The 25,060-nt window shown below is 64.0% G+C and carries 19 protein-coding genes; 13 read left to right on the plus strand and 6 right to left on the minus strand.

Features of this window, described 5'->3' with window-relative positions; genetic code table 11:
* Nucleotides 1-3: 3 nt before the first annotated feature.
* Nucleotides 4-1,203 (minus strand): FAD-dependent oxidoreductase, encoded by a 1,200-nt coding sequence (locus tag JGU72_RS16420; RefSeq protein ID WP_199685013.1) that lies wholly within the window; start codon nucleotides 1,201-1,203, stop codon nucleotides 4-6.
* Between the two features lie 196 nt (nucleotides 1,204-1,399).
* On the opposite strand from JGU72_RS16420, the gene JGU72_RS16425 reads away from it, so the two are divergent.
* Entirely contained in the window at nucleotides 1,400-2,377 is a 978-nt protein-coding gene (locus JGU72_RS16425) for an NAD(P)-dependent alcohol dehydrogenase (RefSeq protein ID WP_199685014.1), read from the plus strand.
* Nucleotides 2,378-2,445: 68 nt separating this feature from the next.
* On the opposite strand, the gene JGU72_RS16430 is transcribed toward JGU72_RS16425, so the two are convergent.
* Complete coding sequence (locus JGU72_RS16430) at nucleotides 2,446-3,585, minus strand: alpha/beta hydrolase family protein (protein WP_199685015.1); 1,140 nt, start codon at nucleotides 3,583-3,585, stop codon at nucleotides 2,446-2,448.
* A gap of 80 nt (nucleotides 3,586-3,665) precedes the next feature.
* Between JGU72_RS16430 and JGU72_RS16435 the strand changes: the two genes are divergently transcribed.
* Nucleotides 3,666-4,133 carry a MarR family transcriptional regulator gene (locus JGU72_RS16435; protein ID WP_199685016.1) on the plus strand — a complete coding sequence of 156 codons (468 nt, stop codon included), beginning with the start codon at nucleotides 3,666-3,668 and terminating at the stop codon, nucleotides 4,131-4,133.
* 301 nt (nucleotides 4,134-4,434) lie between these two features.
* Here the strand turns inward: JGU72_RS16435 and JGU72_RS16440 are convergent, their stop codons facing one another.
* On the minus strand, nucleotides 4,435-5,337 hold the full coding sequence (locus JGU72_RS16440) for a LysR family transcriptional regulator (RefSeq protein ID WP_199685017.1): 903 nt from the start codon (nucleotides 5,335-5,337) through the stop codon (nucleotides 4,435-4,437).
* A 155-nt stretch (nucleotides 5,338-5,492) separates the two neighbouring features.
* Between JGU72_RS16440 and JGU72_RS16445 the strand changes: the two genes are divergently transcribed.
* From JGU72_RS16445 to JGU72_RS16455, 3 genes are read left to right on the plus strand one after another with little or no spacing between them, the layout of a single operon-like run.
* Nucleotides 5,493-6,587, plus strand: a complete 1,095-nt coding sequence (locus JGU72_RS16445) for a tartrate dehydrogenase (protein ID WP_199685018.1) — start codon at nucleotides 5,493-5,495, stop codon at nucleotides 6,585-6,587.
* Nucleotides 6,588-6,604: 17 nt separating this feature from the next.
* Entirely contained in the window at nucleotides 6,605-7,999 is a 1,395-nt protein-coding gene (gene dctA / locus JGU72_RS16450) for a C4-dicarboxylate transporter DctA (protein WP_199685019.1), read from the plus strand.
* A complete protein-coding gene (locus JGU72_RS16455) occupies nucleotides 7,996-9,141 on the plus strand; it encodes a glycerate kinase (protein ID WP_199685020.1) in 1,146 nt (381 codons plus the stop codon). Before dctA ends, JGU72_RS16455 begins: the two co-directional genes overlap by 4 nt.
* Here the strand turns inward: JGU72_RS16455 and JGU72_RS16460 are convergent.
* Together JGU72_RS16460 and JGU72_RS16465 are read right to left on the minus strand one after the other, a co-directional pair.
* The gene (locus JGU72_RS16460; RefSeq protein ID WP_199685021.1) at nucleotides 9,092-10,696 is read right to left on the minus strand and encodes an SLC13 family permease; all 1,605 of its coding nucleotides are present in this window, start codon (nucleotides 10,694-10,696) and stop codon (nucleotides 9,092-9,094) included. The two genes, JGU72_RS16455 and JGU72_RS16460, sit on opposite strands and share 50 nt — an antisense overlap.
* 18 nt (nucleotides 10,697-10,714) lie before the next feature.
* Complete coding sequence (locus JGU72_RS16465; RefSeq protein ID WP_199685022.1) at nucleotides 10,715-11,986, minus strand: SpoIID/LytB domain-containing protein; 1,272 nt, start codon at nucleotides 11,984-11,986, stop codon at nucleotides 10,715-10,717.
* A 414-nt stretch (nucleotides 11,987-12,400) separates the two neighbouring features.
* Here JGU72_RS16465 and JGU72_RS16470 point away from each other — a divergent pair, with 414 nt between their 5' ends.
* Nucleotides 12,401-14,464 (plus strand): N-acetylmuramoyl-L-alanine amidase, encoded by a 2,064-nt coding sequence (locus tag JGU72_RS16470; protein WP_199685023.1) that lies wholly within the window; start codon nucleotides 12,401-12,403, stop codon nucleotides 14,462-14,464.
* Here JGU72_RS16470 and JGU72_RS16475 read toward each other — a convergent pair.
* Nucleotides 14,461-15,303, minus strand: a complete 843-nt coding sequence (locus JGU72_RS16475) for an HAD family hydrolase (protein ID WP_374101121.1) — start codon at nucleotides 15,301-15,303, stop codon at nucleotides 14,461-14,463. The genes JGU72_RS16470 and JGU72_RS16475 overlap by 4 nt on opposite strands.
* Before the next feature lie 184 nt (nucleotides 15,304-15,487).
* Between JGU72_RS16475 and JGU72_RS16480 the strand changes: the two genes are divergently transcribed.
* The 7 genes from JGU72_RS16480 to JGU72_RS16510 all read left to right on the plus strand — a co-directional run bounded on the left by JGU72_RS16480 (nucleotide 15,488) and on the right by JGU72_RS16510 (nucleotide 25,031).
* Nucleotides 15,488-16,465: an ABC transporter permease gene (locus JGU72_RS16480; protein WP_199685024.1), complete on the plus strand. Its 978-nt coding sequence runs from the start codon at nucleotides 15,488-15,490 to the stop codon at nucleotides 16,463-16,465.
* Complete coding sequence (locus JGU72_RS16485) at nucleotides 16,462-17,379, plus strand: ABC transporter permease (RefSeq protein WP_199685025.1); 918 nt, start codon at nucleotides 16,462-16,464, stop codon at nucleotides 17,377-17,379. The genes JGU72_RS16480 and JGU72_RS16485 overlap by 4 nt, the downstream gene beginning before the upstream one ends.
* Nucleotides 17,380-19,260, plus strand: a complete 1,881-nt coding sequence (locus tag JGU72_RS16490; RefSeq protein WP_307828475.1) for an ABC transporter ATP-binding protein — start codon at nucleotides 17,380-17,382, stop codon at nucleotides 19,258-19,260. It begins immediately after the preceding gene.
* A 56-nt stretch (nucleotides 19,261-19,316) separates the two neighbouring features.
* The gene (locus JGU72_RS16495) at nucleotides 19,317-20,987 is read left to right on the plus strand and encodes an ABC transporter family substrate-binding protein (RefSeq protein WP_199685026.1); all 1,671 of its coding nucleotides are present in this window, start codon (nucleotides 19,317-19,319) and stop codon (nucleotides 20,985-20,987) included.
* Nucleotides 20,988-21,056: 69 nt separating this feature from the next.
* Nucleotides 21,057-22,718 (plus strand): ABC transporter family substrate-binding protein, encoded by a 1,662-nt coding sequence (locus tag JGU72_RS16500; protein WP_199685027.1) that lies wholly within the window; start codon nucleotides 21,057-21,059, stop codon nucleotides 22,716-22,718.
* Complete coding sequence (locus JGU72_RS16505; protein ID WP_199685028.1) at nucleotides 22,715-24,376, plus strand: ABC transporter family substrate-binding protein; 1,662 nt, start codon at nucleotides 22,715-22,717, stop codon at nucleotides 24,374-24,376. Before JGU72_RS16500 ends, JGU72_RS16505 begins: the two co-directional genes overlap by 4 nt.
* Nucleotides 24,360-25,031, plus strand: a complete 672-nt coding sequence (locus JGU72_RS16510; protein ID WP_233532498.1) for a hypothetical protein — start codon at nucleotides 24,360-24,362, stop codon at nucleotides 25,029-25,031. Before JGU72_RS16505 ends, JGU72_RS16510 begins: the two co-directional genes overlap by 17 nt.
* The last annotated feature ends 29 nt before the right edge of the window (nucleotides 25,032-25,060 follow it).

The raw sequence follows: 25,060 nt of genomic DNA on the forward strand, positions 1-25,060 counted from the left end.
CCGCTAGACGGCGACTCGCTCGTCCCACTCGATGTGGTGGTCGAACATGAACCCCGCCGACTTGTCGCCGCCCTTTGCCATCTTCTTCAGAAACATGGGCATAAAGGCGTCACGCAGGACGCGGCCGACGACTCCGGCGGCTTTGCTGTTGCTCGACCGCGCGCCTGCCGCAACGATCTTCTCGACTCGGTCGCGGCGAAGCCGCTCGAATGTTTCGAATGAAGAAGGAATGTCACGTCCGTCGCGAATGCACTTCGCGAGAATGACAGCATCTTCGATCGCCATCGACGCACCCTGACCCGAGGCCGGCGAAGTCGCGTGTGCGGCGTCGCCGATGATGATCATCGAATCCCTATGCCAGACAGGCACTCTCGGCATGTCGAAGGTCGACCAGGCGCTGATCGCGCCCGGGGTAGCGTCGATGATGTCGTTCGCAGGCGTGTTGTCGCGCGCGAAGAGCGCGCGCAGTTCGGCCCGCCACTCCGTGTCGGTCGACGGACTCGTTTGCCCCTTCCGCCGAGGCGGATTGGCGAACCACCAGATCTCGCCGTTCGCGAGGACCGTGTAGCCGAAGAAGCACTTATTGCCGAAGGTCATTTCGAACGTTCCGGGGCCGACGGGCACGTTCGGGACGTCCGCTGCTTTGGCGTAGCCGCCTACGTTGAGCACCGGCACGTAGCGCGGCTCTGGGGCATTCGGGTCGATGAGCGTTCTAACGGTGGACCGGATGCCGTCGGCGCCGATGAGCAGGTCGCCGTCCGCGTGGGTGTCGTCGTCGAACAGCGCCCGCACGCCACCACCGGAAAGGTGTTGTACGCCAATCAGATTCTTGCCGTACTCGACGGGGATACCGCGGCCGGCAGCTGCGTCCTGGAGGGCGCCGTACAGCTCGGCGCGCTTGATCGTGTGCGTGACCGTGCCGTCGGAGAGGCTGCCGCCGAGGGGTATTTCGCCGAGCACCCGGCCCGTCCCACTCCGGAAGACAAGCGTCGGCGTCGGGTGGCCGAGCCCGATCACCGCACCGTTCGCCTCGATTGCCCGCAAGGCATCCATCCCGTTCACGGCGAAGGTCAGGAACGCACCGATATCCGCAGCCGCGTGCGGATACCGTTCGTAGACAGTCGATTCCACGCCCGCGCGGTGCAATGCCATTGCCGCGGTCGGACCTGCTACCCCACCTCCGATGATCAGCGCCTTAGTCATCCCGCCAGCCTCCAATTTATTTCGTTCGGACGAACGAAACATTATTGGACCGGCTTCGGCCCGTCAAGAGCGACGCTGCGAGAAAGCGTGAATACGCGATGCGGTCGGCAGCCAGGGGTACGTGTTCGACTAGCTGAATCGAAATCAGGGTTGTCCCCGATGTGGCCGACCCAAGACCGCCCTACTGTCCATGTCTATGAGAGCAATCGTTCAAACCCTCTACGGAGCACCGGATTCCCTGACGATGCAGGAAGTCGAGAAGCCGGTGCCCGGGGTGGACGAAGTGTTGGTGCGAGTACACGCGGCATCGCTCAACGCGCGCGACTGGCACGTGATGCGCGGCGACCCGCGAATTGCCCGCTGGATGGATCGAAAGATCTTCGGGCGGCGGGGACCCAAGCAGCCGATCCATGGCGCCGACTTCGCCGGAACCGTCGAGGCAGTCGGTTCCGGCGTCCGCGACCTCGCGCCCGGTGACGCCGTGTACGGCGAAGTGTCCGCGGGCGCGTTCGCCGACTACGTGTGCGCGCCGCGGTCTGCACTCGATCGGAAGCCCGCGAACCTGACCTTCGAGCAGGCAGCGGCCGTACCGCTGGCGGCGGTGACGGCGATGACGTGCCTGCGTGGGACAACGGCAGGTCAGCGGGTGCTGATCAACGGCGCGTCAGGCGGTGTCGGCACGTTCGCCGTGCAAATAGCAGCAGCCACAGGGGCCGAGGTGACCGGGGTGTGCAGCACACGGAACGTGGAGCTGGTTCGGTCGCTCGGCGCGAAGCACGTCGTCGACTACACCCGCGAGGAGGTGGTCGGCCGCTTCGATACCGTGCTCGACCTCGTCGGCAACCGTCGGCTGCGGGACCTGCGGCGACTGCTCGAGCCGAAGGGAACACTCCTGCTGTCCGGAGGTGGGACATACGACGGCGGCAGCGTCCTCGGTCCGGTCCGGCTCATTGTCGGCGGTCAGATCCGCGGGCTCTTCGTCCGGCAGTCGATTCGAGCACCGCTCGCCAAGCCGAGCAGGGAAGCGTTGGCCGAGCTGCGCGACCTTATAGAGGCAGGCCAGATCGCACCGATCATCGACCGCACCTATCCGCTCGCGGAGACGCCGGCAGCCATGGCCTACCTGGAAAGCGAGCATGCGACGGCGAAGGTCGTCATCACAGTCGCGCCATAACGAAAGTCACGGTTCGACAAGGATGCACGGACCGCTACGTTCGCGGTATCCGAGCAATGCGAAAACGCCTAGTCGGCCCGCAGGGTCTGAGTCGGCGGATCGAGGATCGGCTGCGTCGAACCCTGCAGAAACTGGTCGAAGAATGCCCTCACGTACTGCGTCGTCAATGTGAAGACCAGGTCGGGGGCAATCGCTCCGCAGACGTCGCGAAGGAGCATGCGCGCGTCCGTGAACGCGTGGTGCAGCGCTCCGGAAATTCGGATGTTGCCGAACCAGGACTGCGTGACCTGCCGGAACTGGTCCCACGACTCCTGCGAAATTCCGACGCCGCCATCGAGCGCACCGAAGATCATCGACGGGATCGACAGACCGTTCTCGACGACGCTGCCCGGTTTCGGGGTGTCCGTCCCCGGCCACGCCGCGACGCCGTCGATGGCCATCGCCGCATCGACGCGGTCGTCCTCGAACGCGGCAGCCATCGCCGAATACCCGCCGTAGCTGTGGCCGGTCACGCCGATCCGCTCGGGATCGGCGACGGCTCCGATGCCCAGCGGGAGCTCGGACAGGCTTCCGATCACCTTCTGCGTATCGCCCACCCGCGTGTTCAGCGTCCTGTTCATCCAGTCCGCGTCGTTCATCGAATGCACCGGCATACCGTTGATCAGCCCGTTCGGGTACTCGACAATGGTGGAGTCCGGCGGATCGACGGCGATCACGATGTAGCCGTGGGAGGCAAGGTCTTCCGCGACCGACGTTCCCATGGCGCGAGTGTTTCCGAGGCCAGGCTGCCAGATCACGACGGGCAGCCTGCCGAGGTCCGTCCGTATCGGCGCGTTCCGAAACGACGAGGTGTCCTGATTGGCGATCTCCGCAGCAAGAGCCGGTTGCCGCCACATCTCCGCGATCCGTGCTGCCATGATCGCGTCGTTGAACGGGTTCTCGGACAGGTATTTTGCGCGTGGGCCGCTCGTTGCCGATGTCGGATACCACACAGTCGTCTCGATGCTGCGGTTCGGATCGCCGAACAGGAGGTTCGGCCGGCCGGTATCTTCGAAGCCCGCACGGGTCGAGCCCACCGAATACGGTCCACTGGGTTGCGGGTAGTACAGGTCGGCGGCAGCGACGCCAGTCGAGGCGGCAACACTGCCGAGAACGAGCACTGCCGCGAGCGGGAGCAAAGCGAACGCGCGACGCATGTGCGCAACCATGTCAGAAACCTACCGGTCTTGTTGTTATTTTCACACTTCTTTCGATGCGGCGAAAGAAAACCTGACGCTAGGGTTGGGCCGTGCAAGCCGACGACCCACGGGAGGGCCTGATCCAGCAGGTACTGCTGGGCGGTCGCGAATTGAGCACGGCGGCAGTGCTTTTCCACACGCGGCTGGCAAATCTACAGGGTCTCAATCCGTCCGACACGAAGGCACTCGACCTCATCGTCCGGCGAGGTCCGTTGACGGCGGGCGAACTGTCCGAACTCTCGGGCCTTGCGCCTGCGTCCGTCACCGGGCTCATCGGTCGCCTCGAAGCGGTCGGCGCCGCCCGGCGCGTCCCGCACCCGGACGACGGGCGGAAAGTTCTCGTCGAGTTCGACCCCCAGTTCGCGATCGACAACCTGCCCAGATTCGACGGCCTCCTCCGCCTCCTGCGCGAGCAACTCGACGAGTACGACGACGATCAACTCCGAACCATCGCAACCTATTTGAGTGGTGCCGCCAAGCGGCAGCTGGAAGCGACCCAGCTACTGGGCGGGGATTGATCCCAGCACTCGCCGAGTGGGCTCCCCGCAACCGCGACCACACCCGCCGAGCAGGCTGCTGCCGCGGCATCGCGCGAGAAGACTCCCCCGCAACCGCCTATTCGGCGCTCAGTCAATCGGCGCAATACCGGTCACCGCGCCCACCGTTGCGACGAGTGCCGCGATATTACGAATGAAGGAATTCCGCGCATTCGACTTGGTCATCGCATTTCCTCGAAATTCGTTGGCGGGCTGATTCAACGAATTCGATGTTGCCATTTGGAGAGAGTGCCGAATATCCACCGAACGCACGACACCAGATCTAGTCCCACGCGACGGGGGTCCGCTCGGCGTAGCGCCGGGCCTCGTCCATGAGGGTCCGCGCCGGCGGCGTGAGGTGGTCTTGCCTGCAGACGGCGGCGACGTGGAGGTAGGACTCCGGAACGATCCTGTGCACTGTCGCACCGGCCTGCCGCGCCGACGGTGCCCACGACGAGGGCATCACCGCCTGGCCGAAACCACTGAGCACCATCGGCAGGATCGACGTGCGGTGCGCGACCTCAGCGACGATCGTCGCGTCGACACCGCTGGCCAATACCTCGTCGACAAGTGTCCGCATCAGCGACCCGCGCTGCGAAACGATCAGACGGAATCCACTGAGCTCTGAACGCTGAATCTCGGGGCCGGCGGGGGTGTCCGAATCCGGACCGGAAAGGAGGATCAGCGGCTGACTTTCGAGCGCGACGACCTCCAGCTCAGCGGCGCGAACCACTGCGGGCGAGCCGAGAATCCCGATCTCGCACACGCCCGTCCGAACCGCGTGCAGAACCTCCTCCGGGGTGAAGGCCGCTTCGGCGTTGACGGTCACTGCCGGATAGGCCCGGCCGAAGCGGGTGAGGATCGTCGTAAGTGGCTCGATCCCCGGCGAGGGCATGGTGATCAGATCCACCCGGCCCGCACGGAGTCCTTTCAGCGCTTTGACCGATGCTTTCGCATCCTCGAGGTCGCGCAGCACCACCCGCGCGGGACCGACGAGCGTTTCACCGGCTTCGCTGAGGACCAGTCGGCGACCGATTCGGTGAAAGAGCGGCACCCCCAGCTCCCGCTCCAGCGCAGCGATCGATTGCGACAGCGACGGTTGGGCGATGAGCAGGGTTTCGGCGGCGCGATTGATCCCGCCCTGGTCGACAACCGCCAGGAAATACCGCAACTGTCGCGCGTCCATGCTCTCTCCAGACTGGCCTTACCTGCGAATATACGCCTCGATTAGGCAGAACCTATAAGGCGAATCGACTCTTCGTCTTGGACGCCGACCGCACCTGACCGCCCTAATAGAGCCATCACGAAGTGTGACCCGCACAACACGATGGAGGACCTCAGATGGCACCGCAGACATTCAAAATCGCATCGATCCCGGCCGATGGCGTCGGCAAGGAGGTCGTCGCGGCCGGTCGGCGCGTGCTCGACGTGCTCGCAGCGCAGTCCGGCGGTCAGTTTGCGTTCGAGTGGGAAGAATTCCCGTGGGGCTGCGAGTACTACGCGCAGACCGGGAAGATGATGGCCGACGACGGCCTCGAGACCTTGAAGTCGTTCGACGCGATCTACTTCGGTGCGGTCGGCTGGGAAAACGTCCCCGACCACATCAGCCTGTGGGGTCTGCGGCTGAACGTCACGCAGAACTTCGATCAGTGGGCCAACGTGCGCCCTGTGAAGTTCTTGCCGGGCGTGCAGTCCCCGTTGCGCAAGGCCGACCACACCGAACTCGACTGGGTCGTGGTCCGGGAGAACAGTGAAGGCGAGTACGCCGGGCTCGGTGGCCGCAATCTGAGCGGGCGCGGCCCGGGCAACGAGGTCGCGTTGCAGACCGCGCTTTTCACGGAAAAGGGTTGTGAGCGGATCATGCGATTCGCGTTCGAGCTGGCCCGCACCCGCACCGTGAAGAAGGTCTCGAGCGTCACCAAGTCCAACGCCCAGCAGTACGGAATGGTGCTGTGGGACGACGTCTTCAAGCGCGTCTCACTCGACTACCCGGATGTGGCAACCGAGAGCGTTCTGGTCGATGCGATGAGCGCGAAGTTCATCCTGCGTCCCGAAGACCTCTCCGTGGTCGTCGCCTCGAACCTCAACGCCGACATCCTGTCCGACCTCGGCTCCGCGCTCGCAGGCAGCCTCGGCATCGCGGCAAGCGCGAACCTCAATCCGGAGCGCCGCTTCCCCAGCATGTTCGAACCGGTCCACGGCTCCGCTCCCGATATCGCGGGCAAGGGCATCAGCAACCCGATCGGTGCAATCGCAAGTGCGGCACTGATGCTCGACCACTTCGGCCTGCACGACGAGGCCCGTCGCGTCGAAGCTGCAATCGAGGCGGCAACCGCGAGCGGAGTCCTGACCCGCGACATCGGCGGCACGGCCGACACCGCCGCCGTCACAGAAGCAATCGTGCACGCACTCCAGCCCGCCCTCCTCCCCGCCTAACCCAAAAGGTAGATGTCATGCAAACACCCAGCAGCGCAGCAGGTTTCGTACCGTTGACCGTGAAAAAGCCGTGGTACAGGCAACTGTACTTCTGGGTTCTCGTCGCCATCGTGCTCGGCGTCCTCGTCGGCTGGCTCTGGCCGGATACCGGCGAGGCGATGGAGCCGATCGGCACGACCTTCATTACCGCGATGAAGATGCTCATCGGGCCGATCGTCTTCCTGACGATCGTCGGCGGCATCGCGAGCGTCGCCGACCTCAAGAAGGTCGGGTTGACCGGGATCAAAGCGCTGAGCTACTTCCAAGTCGGCACGATTCTCGCGATGACCACCGGCCTCGTCGCCATCAACATCTTCCGACTCGGGGACGGCGTGAACGCCGACGCGTCGGCCATCGAAACAACCGAATCCGCAAGCAAACTCATTCAAGCCGGCGAAGAGAAGAAGTGGTGGGAGTTCATCACCCATCTGGTCCCGGACAGCGTGTTCGGTCCATTCGTCGAAGGCGACATTCTGCAAGTCATCTTCCTCGCCGTGATCTTCGGCGTTGCGATCAACGCAGTCGGGCAGGTGGCCGAGCCGATCAAAGGCAGCGTGGAGCGCCTGACAGCGGTGATCTTCAAGGTCCTCGGCTTCATCATGAAGCTCGCACCGCTCGGCGCGTTCGGTGCCATGGCGTTCGCCATCGGTAAGTACGGCGTCTCGACGCTGACCAGCCTCGGCAGCTTGATCCTGCTCTTCTACGTGACGTCCGCGTTCTTCGTCTTCGTGGTACTCGGCTCGGTGATGGCGTACCTGCGGCTCAACATCTTCCGCATGCTCGGCTTCTTCAAAGAAGAGCTTCTCCTCATCTTGGGCACCTCCACCGCCGAGCCCGCGCTGCCCGGATTGATGCGCAAACTCGAATATGCCGGCGTCAAGAAGACCACCGTCGGACTCGTCGTTCCGACCGGTTACAGCTTCAATCTCGACGGCGCTGCCATCTACCTTTCCCTGGCCGCGCTCTATATCGCACAGGCCACGAACACCGACCTGACGATTCCCCAACAGCTCGGACTGCTCGGCGTCATGTTGCTGACCTCCAAGGGTGCAGCAGGCGTGGCGGGCGGTGGATTCATCGCTCTGACAGCAACTTTGAGCACCCTCGGCACCATTCCAGCGGCGGGCATCATGCTCATCTTCGGCATCGACAAGTTCATGTCCGAGTGCCGTGCTCTCGTGAACTTCATCGGTAACGCCGTAGCAACGCTGTTCGTCGCGAAGTGGAATCACGAACTCGACGTCGACCGGGCCCGTCGCATCTTCGCCGGTGAGGTGCTGCCGCCACCGGAGGGAGCGGTCGAGAACGATTTCGACATGGAGGTCCTCGAGCACGAGCAGATCGCACAGCCCGAAACGGCATTGATCCGATGAAGATTCTGGTTGCGCCCGACAAGTTCAAGGGATCGCTCTCCGCGGCGGACGTCGTCGACCACCTCGCCGTCGGCTTGGCCTCCGCCGGCATCGAAAGCACAGGACTCCCGCTGGCCGACGGTGGTGACGGCAGTGTCGCTGCTGCCGTCGCCGCCGGCTTCACTCCCCACGCAGTGACCGTCGCCGGCGCGACCGGCACCCCGCAACGCGCACGAATCGCTGTCGACGCCACCACAGCCGTCGTCGAGGTCGCCAGTACATGCGGGCTGGCCACCCTCCCCAAAGGCCGCTTCTACCCGCTCGATTCGTCGAGCCTCGGCTTCGGCCAGGCGATCGGTAGTGCTCTCCGGCACCGGCCGACACGGTTGGTGCTCGCCCTCGGCGGTAGCGCGAGCACCGACGGCGGCACGGGAATGCTTGCAGCACTTGGCTTTACCTTCTACAACTCGCGCGGCCGTCGAGTCAGGCCGTGTGGGCGCACCCTCCCGCAGATCGTCCGAATCGAATCCTCCCACGCAGTGGACCTGTCCGGAATCGAGATCGTGGTCGCCGGCGATGTCACAAACCCGCTGACCGGCCAGAGCGGCGCGGCGGCGGTGTACGGACCCCAAAAGGGCGCCGACGCCGCCGCCGTGCGCTACCTCGATGCAGGCTTGGAGAACCTGGTCGACGCGTTCACCCGCAGCGGGTTCCCGCAGGCCAGGGCGTTGGCGGACTCGGCAGGCGCAGGCAGTGCCGGCGGCATCGGTTTCGCAGCGATGCTGCTCGGCGCCCGCGTAGTGTCCGGCGCCGAGTACTTCCTGGATCTCGTCGACTTCGACAGCTTTCTCGCGGGCACGGACCTGGTCATCACCGGCGAAGGCAGCATCGACGAACAGACCGAACATGGCAAACTGCTCGCGGTCCTCGCCCACCGTTCGCACCCGGTGCCGGTCGTTGCAGTCGCAGGTCGGAGCACCCTCCCGCGCTCACGTTGGGAGCAGGCCGGATTCACCAGCGTCCATGCGCTCGACGATTACACCGAGCGTGACACCGCTGCCGACCCGATACTGACCGGTGCGCTGCTGACCAGGATCGCGGAAGAAATCGCGCTCAGCCACCAAGCCCGACTACTGCGATCATCAGTGGCAGGAAGACGATGATCAGGATCGCGCCGATGACGTCGAAGGTCAGGCCGCTGCGAATCATGGTGGTGATCCGGACCGCACCGGAGCCGTACACCACCGCATTTTGCGGTGTCGACACCGGCAGCATGAAGCCGAACGACGCCGCGAAAGTGGCTGCCAACGCGGGCACGAACGGATTGATTCCGGCCGCCACTGCCACCGGAATCACGATCGGCACCACCACTGCGGCCGAGGCGGTGTTGCTCGTCGTCTCGGAAACGACGATCGCCAGCAAGACAGCGAAGATCGTAATCGGAACGACGCTGGTCATGCCCAGTGAGTCGGCGACCGATTGGCCGATCGTCTCCGCGAGGCCGGTGTCAGCGAGTAGAGCGCCGAAGATGATGCCGCTGCCGAAAAGCACGATCGTGCCCCAGTCGATGTCGGCGGCATCCTTCCAGCGCAGCGTGAATTCGCGGCTTTCCCAATCGGTCGGCAGGAGATATAGCAGCGCTGCACCGAAGACCGCGACCATGCCCTCGTCGAGCCGGTCGCTGACCGTCGCGTAGATATCGGAATCGTTGCCGGCAACCACCGCGACTACGCCGGGAAGGATCCACAGCGTGACTGTGACACCGAACGCGACGAGCGTGTTCTTCTCCGCTCGCGACAGCGAGCCCATCTCTTCCCGCTCACGCGCGAGGTACTCCGAGACGCCTTCGATGCGCTTGATCTCGGGCCTGTTGAGGCGCAACAGAATGAAGGAGAGGGAGATGAACATCAGTAGGCAGATCGGGACGGCCATCACCATCCACTGACCGAAGCTGATCCGCTCCCCCGTTGCCTCCTCGATCAGACCGCGTCCGATCAGGTTCGGCGGACTCCCGACCGGGGTCAACAGACCGCCCACGCTCGCTGCATACGCGAGCATCAGCATGATCGCGGCGCCCACGCGCAGCCGCAACGGGTCGAAATCCTCCTCGACGACCCCGCGGTGCTGCATCACTTTCGCGATGACGCCGAGGATCCCGAGCGCTGTCGGAAGCAGCATGGCGACGGTTGCCGTGTTCGACACGAATGCCGACAGCAGGCAGGTGATTGCGCCGAACGCGATGATCACGCCGGTGGTGGACTCGCCGACGCGCGGCAGGGTCAGAATCCTGAATGCGAACCGCCGGGCAACACCGTGCTTGAGCATCGCCTGCGCGAGGATGAACGCCCCGATGAACGTGAAGATCGTCGACGACCCGAAGGCAGCGAGGACCTCGTCGGCCGGTGCCACTCCCATGAACACCACGACGGCCACACCGAGCAGTCCGCCGATCGGAATCGGGAGCGCCTCGGTAATCCACAGGACAATGACGCCGATCAGGATGCCGGCCAACGTCTGCTGTTGCGGCGGTATGCCGAGGGGCAGGGCGAGGAAGATTATCGCGAGCAGCGGCGCGAGAAACAGCCCGATTGTGCGGCGGCCCTTCTCGAACCGCTCTTCGGCCGGCGAGAGCTGCTGCTCGCCGAGACTTCGGTAGGTCGCGTGCCCGAGCAGCGCCTTGTCGACGTCGGTTCGGGCGCCTCGGTTCTCAGCGTTCATGGTGCTCCGCGCACGGGGTCAGTTCTCCTCGGCTGCCGCAACAATTTCGTCGAGGAAACTCAAGTCGACGACCTGCGCCCCGAGATCCTCGGTGTGGATTATTGCCCCGTTGCTGAAGACGCGGAACGTACCCTCACCTGTCGGCAGTCGCATCTCCGGGCCGATCGGTGCCCCGATGCTGCTGGCCATCCCGCCGAGCTGCCGGTACTTCGCGTCGATCGGGGAAGCCCCGGCGACGACGACATTCGGATCCAGATCAATGGGGATCTCGAGCGACAGACCGCCGTCGGGCGCCGCTTCCGTGCCGGGGGCGGTCGCATCGGGCGCAGGCGCCGCGAGGATCGGAGCGCCTGTCTCGGGCGGACGGGTCGCAAGTGCGTCCTCACCGTCGCCGTCGCGGTCACTCGATGCGGAGTATTCGGAGTGGACGATCTTGCCGTCCATCATCAACACCGAACCCGCTGTCGACCGCACCGCTTCGTTTGTTCGCTCGTCTTCGTCCGCCGAGCCGCCGTACATCTGGCAGTCGGTCGTGTCGCAGGTCTGCGCGTAATCGGTGCGATCCTCGGTCGCCGCGTAGGACCGCGCAGCGATCGCCTGTGCCCGCAGGGCTTCCGCACCGCCGTCGTCGGCCCAATTCGGCGTCATCTCGTGCGGAACGACGCCGAGCAGGTAGTCCTCTATGTCGACGTAGTTGACGGTTCGGTACCGGTCGCCTTCCAGTGCGACACCGAGCGATCCGCGGTAGGTGTCGTCGCCGTCGCACATCGTCAAGTGCTCTTCGCCAGGCCGCGCCGGGCCGGCGTCGACGGGGTCGACCCACGCGTTGTCCGTCTCGCCTTCCCACAGGACGTTGCCGCTGCAGCCGGACGTGATCGTGACCTTTGCACCGCCAGGGATCGGCGTGAGGTGGGCCGCTTCGCCCGCGGACGCCTGCCTGCCCGCGACAGTCAGGCCGGTGCTCGAATAGACGTCCAATGTGTCGTCGTCGCGATCTTGCAGCCGCACACTGATTTTCGTCGGCGGCAGCGCGCCAAGCGTCGTGCCCGGGTAGTAGTGCACAAGAATTTGTTCGACGGTCCAGCCGGCTTTGGCGTAGTCGTATGCGCCGTTCTGGCCGAGACCACGCCCGTGCCCGTCACCCCGCGCCGCAAGCTCGGGATCGGCGCCGGAGGCCCAGTAGGCACCTGCCGCGACGGCGCCGGCGATGAACAGGACGGGCGTCAGCGAAACCGCTGTGCATCGATTCGATTTTTGCCGCGTTGCGTTGCGTGGCGGGACTCTCCGCATCAGCTATGCTCCTTGCCATTCGGGGCGTTCGGTACCCGGATTTCGTTGCGAGGCAAGGCTGTTGCCCTGATCCCGCATGGTCTGACATGGGCACGAATCGCGCCCATTTTGGCCGCTCGGCATGTCGCCGCACGACCGGCCCCCGATACCGCTACGATCCCGACATAACTCTCTAGTTGAGGTTGAGTCTTGGGGTTATTGAGGCTAGTGTTACTTATGTGGCGATTCGAAAGCAATCGTCATACGCGTAACAACTGCATCACGAGCAGCGCCCGACCCCGATCGCACAGTCGTTCTTGACGGCGGTTGTCCTGAAAAACAGCCGACGACGACGCACTGCTGTCAGCCGAAAACGCAGATCGTTCGACACACAACAGTTCGCCGCACCAGACGCTCTAGACCAGGGAGATTCTCTTGCCGCACCGCCGACCGAAGCCTTCGATCGTTCTGGGCGCCGTGGCAGCGCTTGCAGTGGCGAGTCCGTTCGCGGCCTATACGCTGGGATCTTCGCCGTCCGGGGTCACCGAGACGAACGATACGACGGACGCAATCCCCACCCAGATCGCCTCCGTCGTGCTCGCAGCACTACCGGACATCGTCATCCCGCTCCGCCAATTGACCGGCCTCGACCTGCCCGACCTGCATCTCGGCGATCTGAAGAAGCTGCCGATTCCGGCTGAGATCCCGTTGCCCAACGGCCTTCCGAGCCTGCCGATTCCAGACCTCGACGCGCTCACCGGACCGGGCTCACTACTGCCGGATCAACTGCCGCCGGGCGTCATCGACACCTACGGCACCACAGTCAAAGAGGTGTCCCGAGACACCCCGTTCAGCATGATCGCGATCACCGCGAGCGACCTCGCGAACGCGGACGCGAAGGTTCGCGTCAAGCTGCCGAACGGCGAGTGGGGTCCGTGGTGGTCCACCGAGCAGATCGATACGCGCAAGACCGACGCAACACCCGCGGGCGGAAAGAGCGGTACCGAACCGGTCTACGTCGGCAACACCAACGCCGCGCAGGTTCTGATAGCGCGAAAGACGCTCGCCGCACCTGTCCCGGGCAGCGACCCTGCGCACGTTCCCGTGCCCGATGCGCCCGCGGCAGACGCCGGCCAGCCGCTGGGCTACACGCCCGCATCGATGTCGCGTCCGTTGCACGAGACGCCGGCGCAGTCCGACGACATGTCGGTCGTCCTCATCGACCCAGGCTCGAATCCCAACGACGCCAACCTGTCCGATGTCGCGTCCGCGCTACCGGACGGCGGCCCGAAGGTGATCAGCAGGGCGAAGTGGGGAGCCGACGAAGACATCCGTTGCCAGGATCCGGAATACGACGACTTCGTCAGTGGCGCAACGGTTCACCACACCGCGGGTAACAACGACTACAGCCGGTCCGAATCTGCGGAGATTGTGCGCGCGATCTACGCGTACCACGCGGAGACACTCGATTGGTGCGACATCGGCTACAACGCACTCGTCGACAAGTACGGGCAGATCTTCGAGGGTCGTTACGGCGGCCTGGACGAACCTGTCCAGGGTGCGCACGCGGGCGGCTTCAACGAGAACACCGTCGGCGTCGCGATGATGGGCAATTTCGAAGAGGAAGCACCGACGAATGCGACGCTCGAGGCGATCGGCAAATTCATCGGCTGGCGCCTGAAGATCGCGGGAATCGACCCACTGTCGGAGACGACGATGTACTCGGAGGGCACCGAGTTCACGCCCTACGCCGAGGGCGAAGAGGTCGACCTGCCGGTGATCTTCGCGCATCGAGACGTCGGGAACACCGAATGCCCGGGCGATGCCGCGTATGCCGAGTTGGACACGATCCGCGAGATCGCGGAGGCCACCTCGAACGGTGAGACGGCCACTCTCGCAGGTGATTCCGGCGAATCAGGACAATCGCAGCCGATCGATCCGGGAACGTCTGCTCCTGCGGACGCGTTGCCTGCAACCGAACCGCCTGCCGACGAGCCCCCCGCCACCGAACTGCAGGTCGACGTCGTGCCCGCCGAGCCTGCGCCCGCGGTCATCCCGCCGGTCGAGTCGCGCCCGGAACCGGCAACCAACGAGGACCTGCGCCGACTGGTCACCGAGATGGTCCGGCTCGGCGTCAATCACCCGATCTCCGACAAGTGGCTTGCCGACGGCGGCGAGAACAGCAACGTCGGCACACCGCTTACGCCGATCAGCCGGGCCAAGGACGGCTTCGAGTTCGTGAAGTTCACCAACGGCTTCATCTACACCGCTCCCGGCGGCAAGGTGGTCACCGTTCTCGGCAAGATCATGCAGCAGTTCGTCGCGACCGGTCTCGACAGCGGGTTGCTCGGCCTGCCGTTGACGGACGAGTTCCCTGTTCCTGAGGGCATGCGCGCCGACTTCGAACTCGGCTACATGGTCTTCAACAAGGCGACCGGCTTCGTGACGACGATGCTGAAGACGTACAACAACTCCTACGAAGAGGCGTATACCGGCTAGCTCCACCAGCGTTCGAGAACGCGCGCCACGCCGTCCTCGCTGTTCGATGCCGTAATTTCGTCGGCAGCGGCGAGGGCTTGCGGGTGCGCGTTCTTCATTGCGACGCCGTGGCCTGCCATCTTCAGCATCGAAATGTCGTTGGGCATGTCGCCGAACGCCATGATGTCGTCGGGGTGGGTCGACAACCGTTCCGCGAGCATCGCCAGACCGGCTGCCTTGGTGACGCCCGGTGCGGAAACCTCGATCAGGCCATTGTTGGTCGAGTAGGTGATGTCGGCGCGGTCGCCGACGATCGGCACCAACGCCGCGCGCATGGATTCGCTTGTTGCCGTGGACAACCGGATCAACAACTTGATCGCCGGCGCGGCCAGCACGTCGATGAGCGATGTTTCGGTGTTGTCCGGATTGAGCCACGCATGCTCGTAACCCGGCGAGCTGACGAATTGCGGAGTCGCGGCATCGTGCGCGGTCGCACCGACTCGCTCGGCGGCCAGTCCGCAGCCGGGCAGGATGTCGGTCGCCAGTTCGGCCACCCAGGTCAGGGTGTCGACGTCGAGTGAGTGCGCGCTCAGCACTCGATCCGTACCGCTGTCGTAGATCACCGCGCCGTTTCCGCACACTGCGAGTGGTGCGAAACCGAGCCCGTCGACGATGGGTGGAATCCAGCGCGGTGGCCGACCGGTGGCCAGGACGAACGTAACCCCGTCTGCGACGAGCGCTTGGACGACAGCCCTGGTGCGCGCGCTGACGTGTTCGTCGGGGTCGATCAGCGTGCCGTCGACATCACTCGCGACAAGACGCGGCTTGATCGAACTGCGGTCGGGTCGGCTGCTGATCACCTGGTCAATACTGCCCGACGCAACACGACGCGCCCCAACTAGACGGTCATTTCGCTCCTGGTCAGCGTCACCAGCCCGGCGCCGTAAACGTCAGGTCGGACTTAGTCGGTGACCGTGATCGGTTTGTCGTAGCATTCCCGGCTAACTGCCTTCCCCGGCAAACTCCGACGACGAAGGGACTCAGGTGGCGGGTTTCCTGTTGCGGCGGGCGCTGAACTATCTGGTGCTCCTGCTGCTCGCGTCGTTTCTGACGTTCAGCCTCACCTCACTGACGTTCCGGCCGCTCGAACGGTTCGAGCAGACGAATCCCCGGCCCCCGCAATCGGTCATCGACGCGACCGCCGACGAACTCAACCTGAACGATCCGATTCCCGAGCGGTACGTGAAGTGGTTCAGCGGCGCGATTCACGGAGACTTCGGGAACACGATCACCAACCATCCCGTGTCCGAGGAGCTCGGCCGCCGAATCGGCGTGAGCCTGCAATTACTCGTACTCGGCTCGATAATCGGCGCTGTCGTCGGCGTACTCGTCGGGGCGGCGGGCGCGATCCGACAATACAAATTCAGCGATTACTTCACGACCGCGTTGTCGCTACTGATCCTCAGTACACCTGTCTTCCTGCTCGCGACGCTTCTCAAGTTCGGCGCGATCGAGGTCAATTCCGCGACGGGTGAACAGATATTTCTGTTCACCGGGCAGACGTCTGCGACGGCGATCGACGGCTTGTGGCCACAACTGGTCGACCGCGCTCAGCATCTGGTCCTGCCGACCCTTTCGCTCGCTCTCGGTGGAATCGCCGCGTACAGCCGGTACCAGCGCAACGCGATGCTCGACGTCCTGCAGAGCGACTTCATCCGTACTGCGCGCGCGAAAGGTCTCACCCGGCGCAAAGCCCTGTTCAAACACGGCTTGCGTACGGCCCTGATTCCGATGGCGACGTTCTTCGCCTACGGCTTCGGGGCGCTGGTCACCGGCGCCGTGTTCACGGAGAAGATCTTCGGCTGGCACGGCATCGGCGAATGGGCGATCATCGGCATCCAGTCCCAGGACACCAACATCGTCGTTGCGATCACGACCTTCACCGGAATGGTCGTGCTGCTGTCGGGCCTTTTGTCCGACATCGTCTACGCCGCCCTGGACCCGAGGGTGCGTGTCGGATGACCGAATTCGAACTTGCGACGAAGGTCGACATCACGACTGCACCCATGGGCCGGCGCTCGCTGATTCTGCGCCGCTTCCTCCGAAACAAGCCGGCGATCGTCGGGCTGACAATTCTGATTCTCCTGTTCGTGGCCGCGTTCGTGTTGCCGCACTTCCTCGAGTGGGATCACCAGATGCGCGATCCCCGGGCGCGCCTGCAGCCGCCGAGCGCGGAACATCCCTTCGGCACCACCCTGATCGGGCAGGACGTACTCGCGCAGACTCTTCGCGGACTGCAGAAGTCGCTGCTGATCGGCTTCGCGGTCGCCTTGATTTCGACCTCCATCGCCGCGATCGTCGGTTCGGTCGCGGGCTACCTCGGCGGCTGGACCGACCGGACGATCATGTGGGTGGTCGACCTACTGCTCGTGGTGCCGAGCCTGATCATCATCGCCATCTTCACGCCGCGACTGAAGTCGAGTGACTCGATCGTGTTGCTCATCGTGCTGCTCGCCGTCTTCGGCTGGATGATCACCGCCCGCATCGTGCGCGGCATGACGCTCAGCTTGCGAGATCGCGAGTTCGTCCAGGCGGCGCGGTACATGGGTGCGCCGACCTGGAAGATCATCCTCAGCCACATCATTCCGAACATCGCATCGATCCTGATCATCGACGCAACGCTGAGCGTAGGTAGCGCGGTGCTCGCCGAAACCGGACTCAGCTACCTCGGCTTCGGCGTGCAGCCACCGGACGTCTCCCTCGGTTCGCTGATCGACGTCGGCACCAAATCCGCGTTGACCTACCCGTGGCTGTTCCTGTTCGCCGGCGGTCTGCTCGTCCTCACGGTGCTCTCGGCGAACCTCGTCGGCGACGGCCTGCGCGACGCATTCGATCCGAGCTCCAAGCGTGCCCGCAAGAAGCGGAAGGTCAAGTAAGTGGCAACGACCGACCTGAGCAAGGACTCGGGCACTTCGCACCCGCTCCTCGAAATATCGGACCTCACAGTAAGTTTCGCCAGCGAGGAGGGCCGCATCGATGCGGTCCGCGGAATCTCCTACGGCGTCACCGACGGGGAGGTGCTCGGTGTGGTCGGCGAGTCGGGATCCGGCAAATCTGTTGCCTCCCTTGCCATCATGGGACTACTGCCCGACCACGCACGCGTCACGGGTTCGATCAAACTGCGCGGGCAGGAACTGATCGGCAAGGGCGACAAGGAATTGTCGAAGCTGCGCGGCAAGTCGATCAGCATGGTGTTCCAGGACCCGCTCTCCGCGCTGACGCCCGTCTATCGGGTCGGCGATCAGATCGCCGAGGCACTGCTCGTCCACGGCACTGCGAAGGACCGCAAGGAAGCCACCGAGCGCGCGATCGACCTGCTCGATCTGGTCGGCATCCCCGACGCACGAACGCGCTCCAAGGCGTTCCCGCACGAGTTCTCCGGCGGCATGCGGCAGCGCGTCGTCATCGCGATTGCGATCGCCAACGATCCGGCGCTGATCATCTGCGACGAGCCGACGACCGCACTCGACGTCACCGTCCAGGCCCAGATCCTGAATTTGCTCCGCAAGGCGCGCGACATCACCGGCGCCGGCGTCGTGATGATCACCCACGACATGGGCATCGCAGCGACGCTGGCGAATCGCGTGGTCGTCATGTACGCGGGCCGGATCGTCGAATCTGCCCCCGTGGCAGAGCTTTTCGCAAAGCCTCGGATGCCCTACACGGCCGGCCTGCTCGGCTCGATTCCGCGCATGGACGGACCGTTCCGGGCGCCGCTCGTTCCGATCATGGGCTCTCCGCCGGCAATGCACGCCCTGCCACCGGGCTGCTCGTTCGCGCCGCGGTGCCCGGTCGCCATCGACGACTGCCACACAGCCGAGCCCGCGCTGCTGACGATCGGGCCCGCACACAGCGCGGCCTGCATCCGCGCTCTCGACGTCACGCGCGACACGTTGCTCGATGCGTTTCGGGAGCAGGAGACCACTATCGAGATCGCCGAGGAAGTTCGGGCGACCTCGGATGTCGTCTTGAAGGTGACCGATCTGGTGAAGACGTACCCGCTCACGAGTGGCGTCGTCTTCCGCCGTAAGCACGGCGAGGTCCGTGCGGTCGACGGCATCAGCTTCGAACTGCGTGCGGGACGCACGCTCGCACTGGTCGGCGAGTCCGGTTCCGGCAAGTCGACTGCGCTGACGCAGATCTTGAACCTCGTGAAGCCGGAGTCCGGTTCGATCGAGGTGCTGGGCCACGACGCCGCCGGCCTGACGAAACATCAGCGGCGCGCGATCCGGCGCAAGATGCAGATCGTTTTCCAGGACCCGACGGCGTCGCTGGATCCGCGGCTGCCGATTTTCGACGTCATCGCAGAGCCGCTGCGTATCGACGGGAGGTCCCGCGCCGAGGTCCGGCGGCGGGTGCCCGAGTTGCTCGAACTCGTCGGGTTGCGCCCTGAGCATGCCGACCGCTACCCCGCCGATTTCTCCGGCGGCCAGAAGCAGCGCATCAGCATCGCCCGCGCGCTCGCGCTGCAGCCCGAGTTGCTCGTTCTCGACGAACCCGTCTCGTCGCTGGACGTCTCGATCCAGGCAGGCGTCCTCAATCTGTTGCGCGATCTGCAGGACCAGAGCAAGTTGTCGTATCTGTTCGTGTCGCACGACCTGTCCGTCGTCCGAAACCTGGCACACGACGTCGCCGTGATGTACCGCGGGATGATCGTCGAAACCGGCACTGCGCGTGAGGTATTCAACGCTCCGAAGCATTCCTATACGCAGGCGCTGCTGGAAGCGATTCCCACGCCTGCGCCACCGCGGAGCTGAGTTGAACTAGTCTGCTGGCAACGGTTGGTCGTTGTTCTCCGGAGAGGCGAAGTCCTTTGAGGTTCACGAAGCTGCTTGTCGTGCCGGTCGTTGCATTAGGGCTGCTGCTGCCCGCGTGCAGTTCCAATAGCGACGTGAGCGTCGGCTGCGACGTCTTGGGCGGCGCGAACGACATCAACCCGAAGGATCCGAGCGAGGTACAGGACGGCGGGAACCTACGACTGTCGCTCGGCAGCCTCCCGGCGAACTACAACGCTCTGCACATCGACGGAAACGAAGCCGAAGCAGCCGGAATGCTGCGCTGGATGATGCCGCGCGCGTTCACGACCAACTCCGCCGGCGAACCTTCCGTCAACAAGGACTACTTCACGAACGTCGAGTTGACCGGCGAGAACCCCCAGCAGGTCACATACACGATTCGGCCCGAAGCGGTGTGGTCGGACGGAACGCCGATCACCTGGGAAGACATCCGGTCGGAGGCCGACGCGCTGAACACGCAGAACCCCGATTTCCGGATCGCCATCAGCAACGGTTTCGACCGCGTCGAGAAGGTCGAGCGCGGTGTCGACGACAAGCAGGCCGTGCTGACGTTCAAGTCCAATTATGCGGAATGGAAGGGGCAGTTCGCGGGCAACTCGTTTCTGTTCCCGAAGTCGGCTACCGAGAATCCCGAGGCGTTCAACAATTCACTCCTCGAAGGCCTGCCCATTACCGCCGGCCCGTTCTTGATTCAGTCGATCGACAAGGGCCAGAACCGAATTACCCTGGCTCGCAACCCATTGTGGTGGGGCGACAAGCCGAAGCTCGATACCGTCACCTACCTCGTGCTCGACGATTCGGCGCGCGTGCAGGCGCTGCAGAACAACGAAATCGACGCTGTCGGCCTGGGCACCATCGACGAACTGCAGACCGCCTCGGAATCACCCGGCGTCGTCATCCGGTGTGCACCCGGCTACCAGTTCTCACACGTGACGTTCAACGGAGCCGAGGGGGCGATTCTCAGCGACCCCGCATTGCGCCTTGCGATCGGCAAGGGCATCGACAGGCAGGAAGTCGCCGATGCGATTCAGAACGGCGTCGTCGACAATCCGGAACCGCTGAACAACCACGTCTATCTGAAGGGGCAGGACGGCTACCAGGACAACTCCGCTGTCGTCGCATACGACCCCGACAAGGCCCGGCAGGAACTCGACGACCTCGGCTGGAAGCTCAACGGCAACGTCCGTGAGAAGGACGGGCGCAAGCTCGACGTCCGCCTGATCACGTCGCAGACAAACACCGGCGAAGACATCGCGAAGATCATCCAGGGCGACCTCGGCGAAATCGGCGTCAACGTCATCATCGAGGCGAAGCCGTCGCAGGGCTACTTCGACGACGTCATCATCCCCGGAAACTTCGATCTCGGACTGTGGTCGTGGGTCGGCGATCCATTCCCGCTCTCGGGCCTGCCGCAGATCTACTACCTGAACCCAGATGACAAGCAGGGCAACTACGGTCGGGTCGGGTCACCCGAAATCAACGCGCTCATCGAGCAGGACATTGCGGAGCTGGATCCGCAGAAGGCCATCGAAATTGCGAACGAGATCGACAAAAAGGTCTTCGCGATCGGGCACTCGCTGCCACTGATGCAGTCTCCGGGCAACGTCGGTGTCCGGGACAGTCTTGCGAACTACGGTGCGACCGGGCTCGCGTCCTACGACTACACCAAGATCGGGTTTCTGAAGTGAGCTGTCGAGCCCTCCGGTGAACTAGGCTGCCCCAACGCGGTGTGGTTGTTCTCCGGAAAGGCTTGGCCCATGCGGTTCTCGAAGCTACTCGTCGTGCCGGTCGCAGCGGTGGGATTGTTGTTGCCCGCCTGCGGTTCCAGCGGAGACATCGATCTCGGCTGCCCAAGTCTCGGCGGTGAGAGCGACCTCAATGCGAAACCTCGCGACGAGGTCCGCGACGGTGGCAACCTGCGGCTGATGATGTCCGCGTTCCCGGAGAACTTCAACAACCTGAACGCGGACGGGAACCTCGGGGAAACCACGTCCATGTTGCGGTGGATGATGCCCCGGGCGTTCGTCACCGACGCCAAGGGCGCGCTGACTATCGACAAGAACTTCTTCACCGACGTCCAGCTGACCAGCACCGATCCGCAGATCGTCACGTACACGCTCAATCCTGCGGCGGTGTGGTCGGACGGTTCGCCGATCACCTGGGCGGACGTCAAGTCCCAGGCCGAGTCGCTGAGCGGCGTCAACCCCGATTTCAAGATCGCAGGCAAGGACGGTTTCGATCGCGTCGAGAAGATCGAGCGCGGTGTCGACGACAAGCAGGTCGTGTTCACGTTCAGCCGCCCGTACGCGGAATGGCAGGGCCAGTTCGCCGGACCGCTCTATCCGAAGTCTGTCACCGCAGACCCCGCTGCCTTCAACGATTCGCTTCGCGACAACATCCCGGTCACCGCGGGACCGTTCAAGATCACGTCGATCGACAAGGCGCAGAATCGCATCACCCTGGGCCGAAATCCACTGTGGTGGGGCGATGCTCCGAAGCTGGACACGGTGACCTACTCCGTTCTCGACGATGCCGCACGCGTCCAGGGGCTGCAGAACAACGAAATCGACGCCGTCGGCCTCGGCACGATCGAAGACGTCAAAGTGGTGTACGACAACGAGGGAATCTCGATCCGGTGCGCCCCAGGGCTTTCCTTCTCGCACGTGACGTTCAACGGTGCCGAGGGTTCGCTGCTGGCCGATCCGAAGCTGCGAGTGGCAGTCGCGAAAGGTATCGATCGGCAGGAGATCGCCGACGCGATCCTCAATCAGCTCGTCGACGACCCGCAGCCGCTGAACAACCACATCTACCTCAACGGTCAGCTCGGGTATCAGGACAACTCCGGCGTCGTCGCGTACGACCCCGACCAGGCCAACAAGGAACTCGACGAACTCGGCTGGAAGCTCGAAGGGGACGTTAGGGTCAAGGACGGCCGTCGACTCGAACTCCGCAACGTCATGTACAAATCGCAATCGTGGGACCAGATCTCGGCGATCATGCTCGACAACCTGCAGCAGATCGGCGTGAAGCTCATCGTCGAACCCACAGCGGGACAAGGTTTGTTCAAGGACGTGATCAATCCCGGACGGTTCGATCTCGCGAATTTCGCGTGGGCCGGCAATGCGTTCCCACTCGCCGGGTTGCCGCAGATCTACGCGTTGAAACCAGAGGTCGAGGGCAACTACGGCCGGATCGGCAGCGACGAAATCAACGCATTGATCGAACAGACCATCTCCGAACTCGACCAGGAGAAGTCGCGTGCGATGGCGAACCAAATCGACAAGTTGGTCTTCGCGGAAGGCTTCTCGCTGCCGTTGCTGCAGTCCACGGGCATCGTCGGCGTCCGTAGCAATCTGGCGAACTACGGCGCGGCGGGTTTGGCATCGCTCGACTACACGTCGATCGGATTCGAGAAATGAGACTGCGGCTCGCCCTACCGCTTGTGGTGCTCTGCATGCTGTTACCAGCGTGCAGCGCGAACGATGACACGATCGGCTGCGACGTCGTCGCCGGTCAGAACGACATCAATCCCCTCGACAGGAGCGAGATCCGTGACGGAGGAAACCTGCGGCTCTCGCTGACGGGCTTTCCAGAGAATTTCAATGCGCTCAACGTCGACGGAAACAACGCCGAGATCGCCAAGATTCTGTGGGCGATCATGCCGCGCGCATACAGCGTGGACGCGACCGCCGCACTGACGATCAATACCGACTACTTCACCGACATTGCGCTGACGAACGAGAATCCGCAGCAGGTCACGTACACGATCAACCCGAAAGCGGTGTGGTCCGACGGGACGCCGATCACGTGGGAAGACCTGCAATCGCAAGGTGCCGCGCTGAGTGGCGCGACCGAGGGATACAGGTTCGCGACGACCAACGGTTTCGACCGCGTGGAGAAGATCGAACGCGGCGTCGACGACCGGCAGGCGATCATCACGTTCAAGCAGCATTACGCCGAGTGGCGGGGCCAGTTCTCCGGCAACGCGATGCTGTATCCGAAGGCCGTCACTGCGACGCCCGAGGCGTTCAACACGTCGCTGCTCAACGACATTCCGCTCACCGCGGGACCTTTCGTGGTCAAGAACATCGACAAGACGCAGAATCGGATCACGTTGGGCCGCAACCCCCTCTGGTGGGGCGCGACGCCGAAGCTCGACTCGATCACCTTCATCGTCCTCGAAGACTCGGCGCTGGTTCAGTCGCTGCAGAACGACGAGATCGATGCGGCCGACCTGCGCACCGTCGACGACCTGCGCGGTACGCAAGACGTCTCCGGTCTCGAGGTCAGATGCGCGCTCGAGAACGAGTTCACGCACATCACGTTCAACGGTGCGCCGGGGTCGATTCTGAACGATCCGAAACTGCGCGTGGCGATTTCGAAGGGGATCAACCGACAGGAGGTCGCCGACTCGGTGCACCACGGCATCGTCGAAGATCCCACCCTGCTGAACAATCACATCTTCCTCGAAGGTCAGGTCGGCTACGAGGACAACGCACAACCCATCGCATTCGACCCCGAGCAAGCCCGGACGGAACTCGACGAGCTCGGCTGGAAACTCGTCGGTGACGTCCGCGAGAAAGACGGGCGGCAGCTGGAGATCCGGAATGTCATGTACAAATCGGACTACTGGCAACAGGTTTCGTCGATCGTTCAGCAGGACCTCGCAGACATCGGCGTGCGCCTGATCATCGACCCGTTCCCGGGCGAAGGCTTCTTCCCGGACGTCGTCATTCCGGGTCGCTTCGACTTGGCGAACTTCCGGTGGGTCGGTGACGCGTTCCCACTGGCGTCCCTGCCCCAGATCTACGCGTACAACCCGGACGACCTGCAGAGCAATTTCGGCCGCATCGGTTCGCCCGAGATCAATGCGCTGATCGAGCAGGCAATCGCCGAACTCGACCCGGTGAAAGCGAACGAACTCGCAAACAAGGTCGATCGCTTGGTCTTCGAAGAGGGCTTCTCGATTCCGCTCGTTCAGTCGCCCGGAAACGTCGGAATCCGTGCGAGCGTTGCGAACTTCGGTGCGCCCGGCCTTGCGTCCTACGACTACACCGCCATTGGCTTCACGAAGTAGCGCGCCGCTCGCGTATCCGATCGCGCTGACGGGTGTGGTGCTGGCGGCGTGTGTCGGGTTCGGCATCGCCGCCGCTGCCGGATCCAGCGATCGTGCACTCGACCAGATCAGCGCGCTTGCGCTCGTCTTCATCGGCGTCGACGCGTTCACGGCCTACACATTGTTCACCGCGTTCCGCAAGCGCGGCGAAGGTGTCCCCGTCGGGGTTCGGCGAGTGCGCCAGGTTCATCGCCTGACGAGCAGGTCGTGGATCGAGGTCCAGGTTCCTTCCGGAACATATTGGGTGCCGGTCTTTTTCGATCCTGTGCTGCTGTCGATGCCGGCGCCGACCGTTGCGGTCGTGGCGGGTCCGCAGGTCGTGTGGGAGGGCCATCGGTTGTATGCGTCTGGGCCCGTGCGGCATACGGAACCGGTCGGGCGGCTGGTCGACAGTCCGTCCATGCCCGACGTCGATGCGGCTGCCGTGGGCGTCGAGGTCGGGCGGCCGTTGCGGCGCTTGACCCTGGATGCGCAGCAAACGGTCGCAGCTCCCCTCGTCGGGTTGCTCTGGGTCTACATCGACGGTGGCGGGATTGCCGCGTTCGTAGGCGCAACCTGCGTCGCAGCAGCAGTAGCCATGTGGTTGGCCGCGATTCGGGGGTCGGATCCGAGCTGAGGTTGCCAAACCGTGCCGCTCGGCGTGTC

This window comes from Antrihabitans auranticaus (assembly GCF_016481275.1).
Lineage (GTDB): Bacteria > Actinomycetota > Actinomycetes > Mycobacteriales > Mycobacteriaceae > Antrihabitans.

Excerpts from the sequence above, each read along its gene's own strand:
- JGU72_RS16420 (WP_199685013.1), bottom strand. The coding sequence starts at position 1,203 with ATGACTAAGGCGCTGATCATCGGAGGTGGGGTAGCAGGTCCGACCGCG.
- JGU72_RS16425 (WP_199685014.1), top strand. The coding sequence starts at position 1,400 with ATGAGAGCAATCGTTCAAACCCTCTACGGAGCACCGGATTCCCTGACG.
- JGU72_RS16430 (WP_199685015.1), bottom strand. The coding sequence starts at position 3,585 with ATGGTTGCGCACATGCGTCGCGCGTTCGCTTTGCTCCCGCTCGCGGCA.
- JGU72_RS16440 (WP_199685017.1), bottom strand. The coding sequence starts at position 5,337 with ATGGACGCGCGACAGTTGCGGTATTTCCTGGCGGTTGTCGACCAGGGC.
- JGU72_RS16445 (WP_199685018.1), top strand. The coding sequence starts at position 5,493 with ATGGCACCGCAGACATTCAAAATCGCATCGATCCCGGCCGATGGCGTC.
- dctA (WP_199685019.1), top strand. The coding sequence starts at position 6,605 with ATGCAAACACCCAGCAGCGCAGCAGGTTTCGTACCGTTGACCGTGAAA.
- JGU72_RS16455 (WP_199685020.1), top strand. The coding sequence starts at position 7,996 with ATGAAGATTCTGGTTGCGCCCGACAAGTTCAAGGGATCGCTCTCCGCG.
- JGU72_RS16460 (WP_199685021.1), bottom strand. The coding sequence starts at position 10,696 with ATGAACGCTGAGAACCGAGGCGCCCGAACCGACGTCGACAAGGCGCTG.
- JGU72_RS16465 (WP_199685022.1), bottom strand. The coding sequence starts at position 11,986 with ATGCGGAGAGTCCCGCCACGCAACGCAACGCGGCAAAAATCGAATCGA.
- JGU72_RS16485 (WP_199685025.1), top strand. The coding sequence starts at position 16,462 with ATGACCGAATTCGAACTTGCGACGAAGGTCGACATCACGACTGCACCC.
- JGU72_RS16500 (WP_199685027.1), top strand. The coding sequence starts at position 21,057 with ATGCGGTTCTCGAAGCTACTCGTCGTGCCGGTCGCAGCGGTGGGATTG.
- JGU72_RS16505 (WP_199685028.1), top strand. The coding sequence starts at position 22,715 with ATGAGACTGCGGCTCGCCCTACCGCTTGTGGTGCTCTGCATGCTGTTA.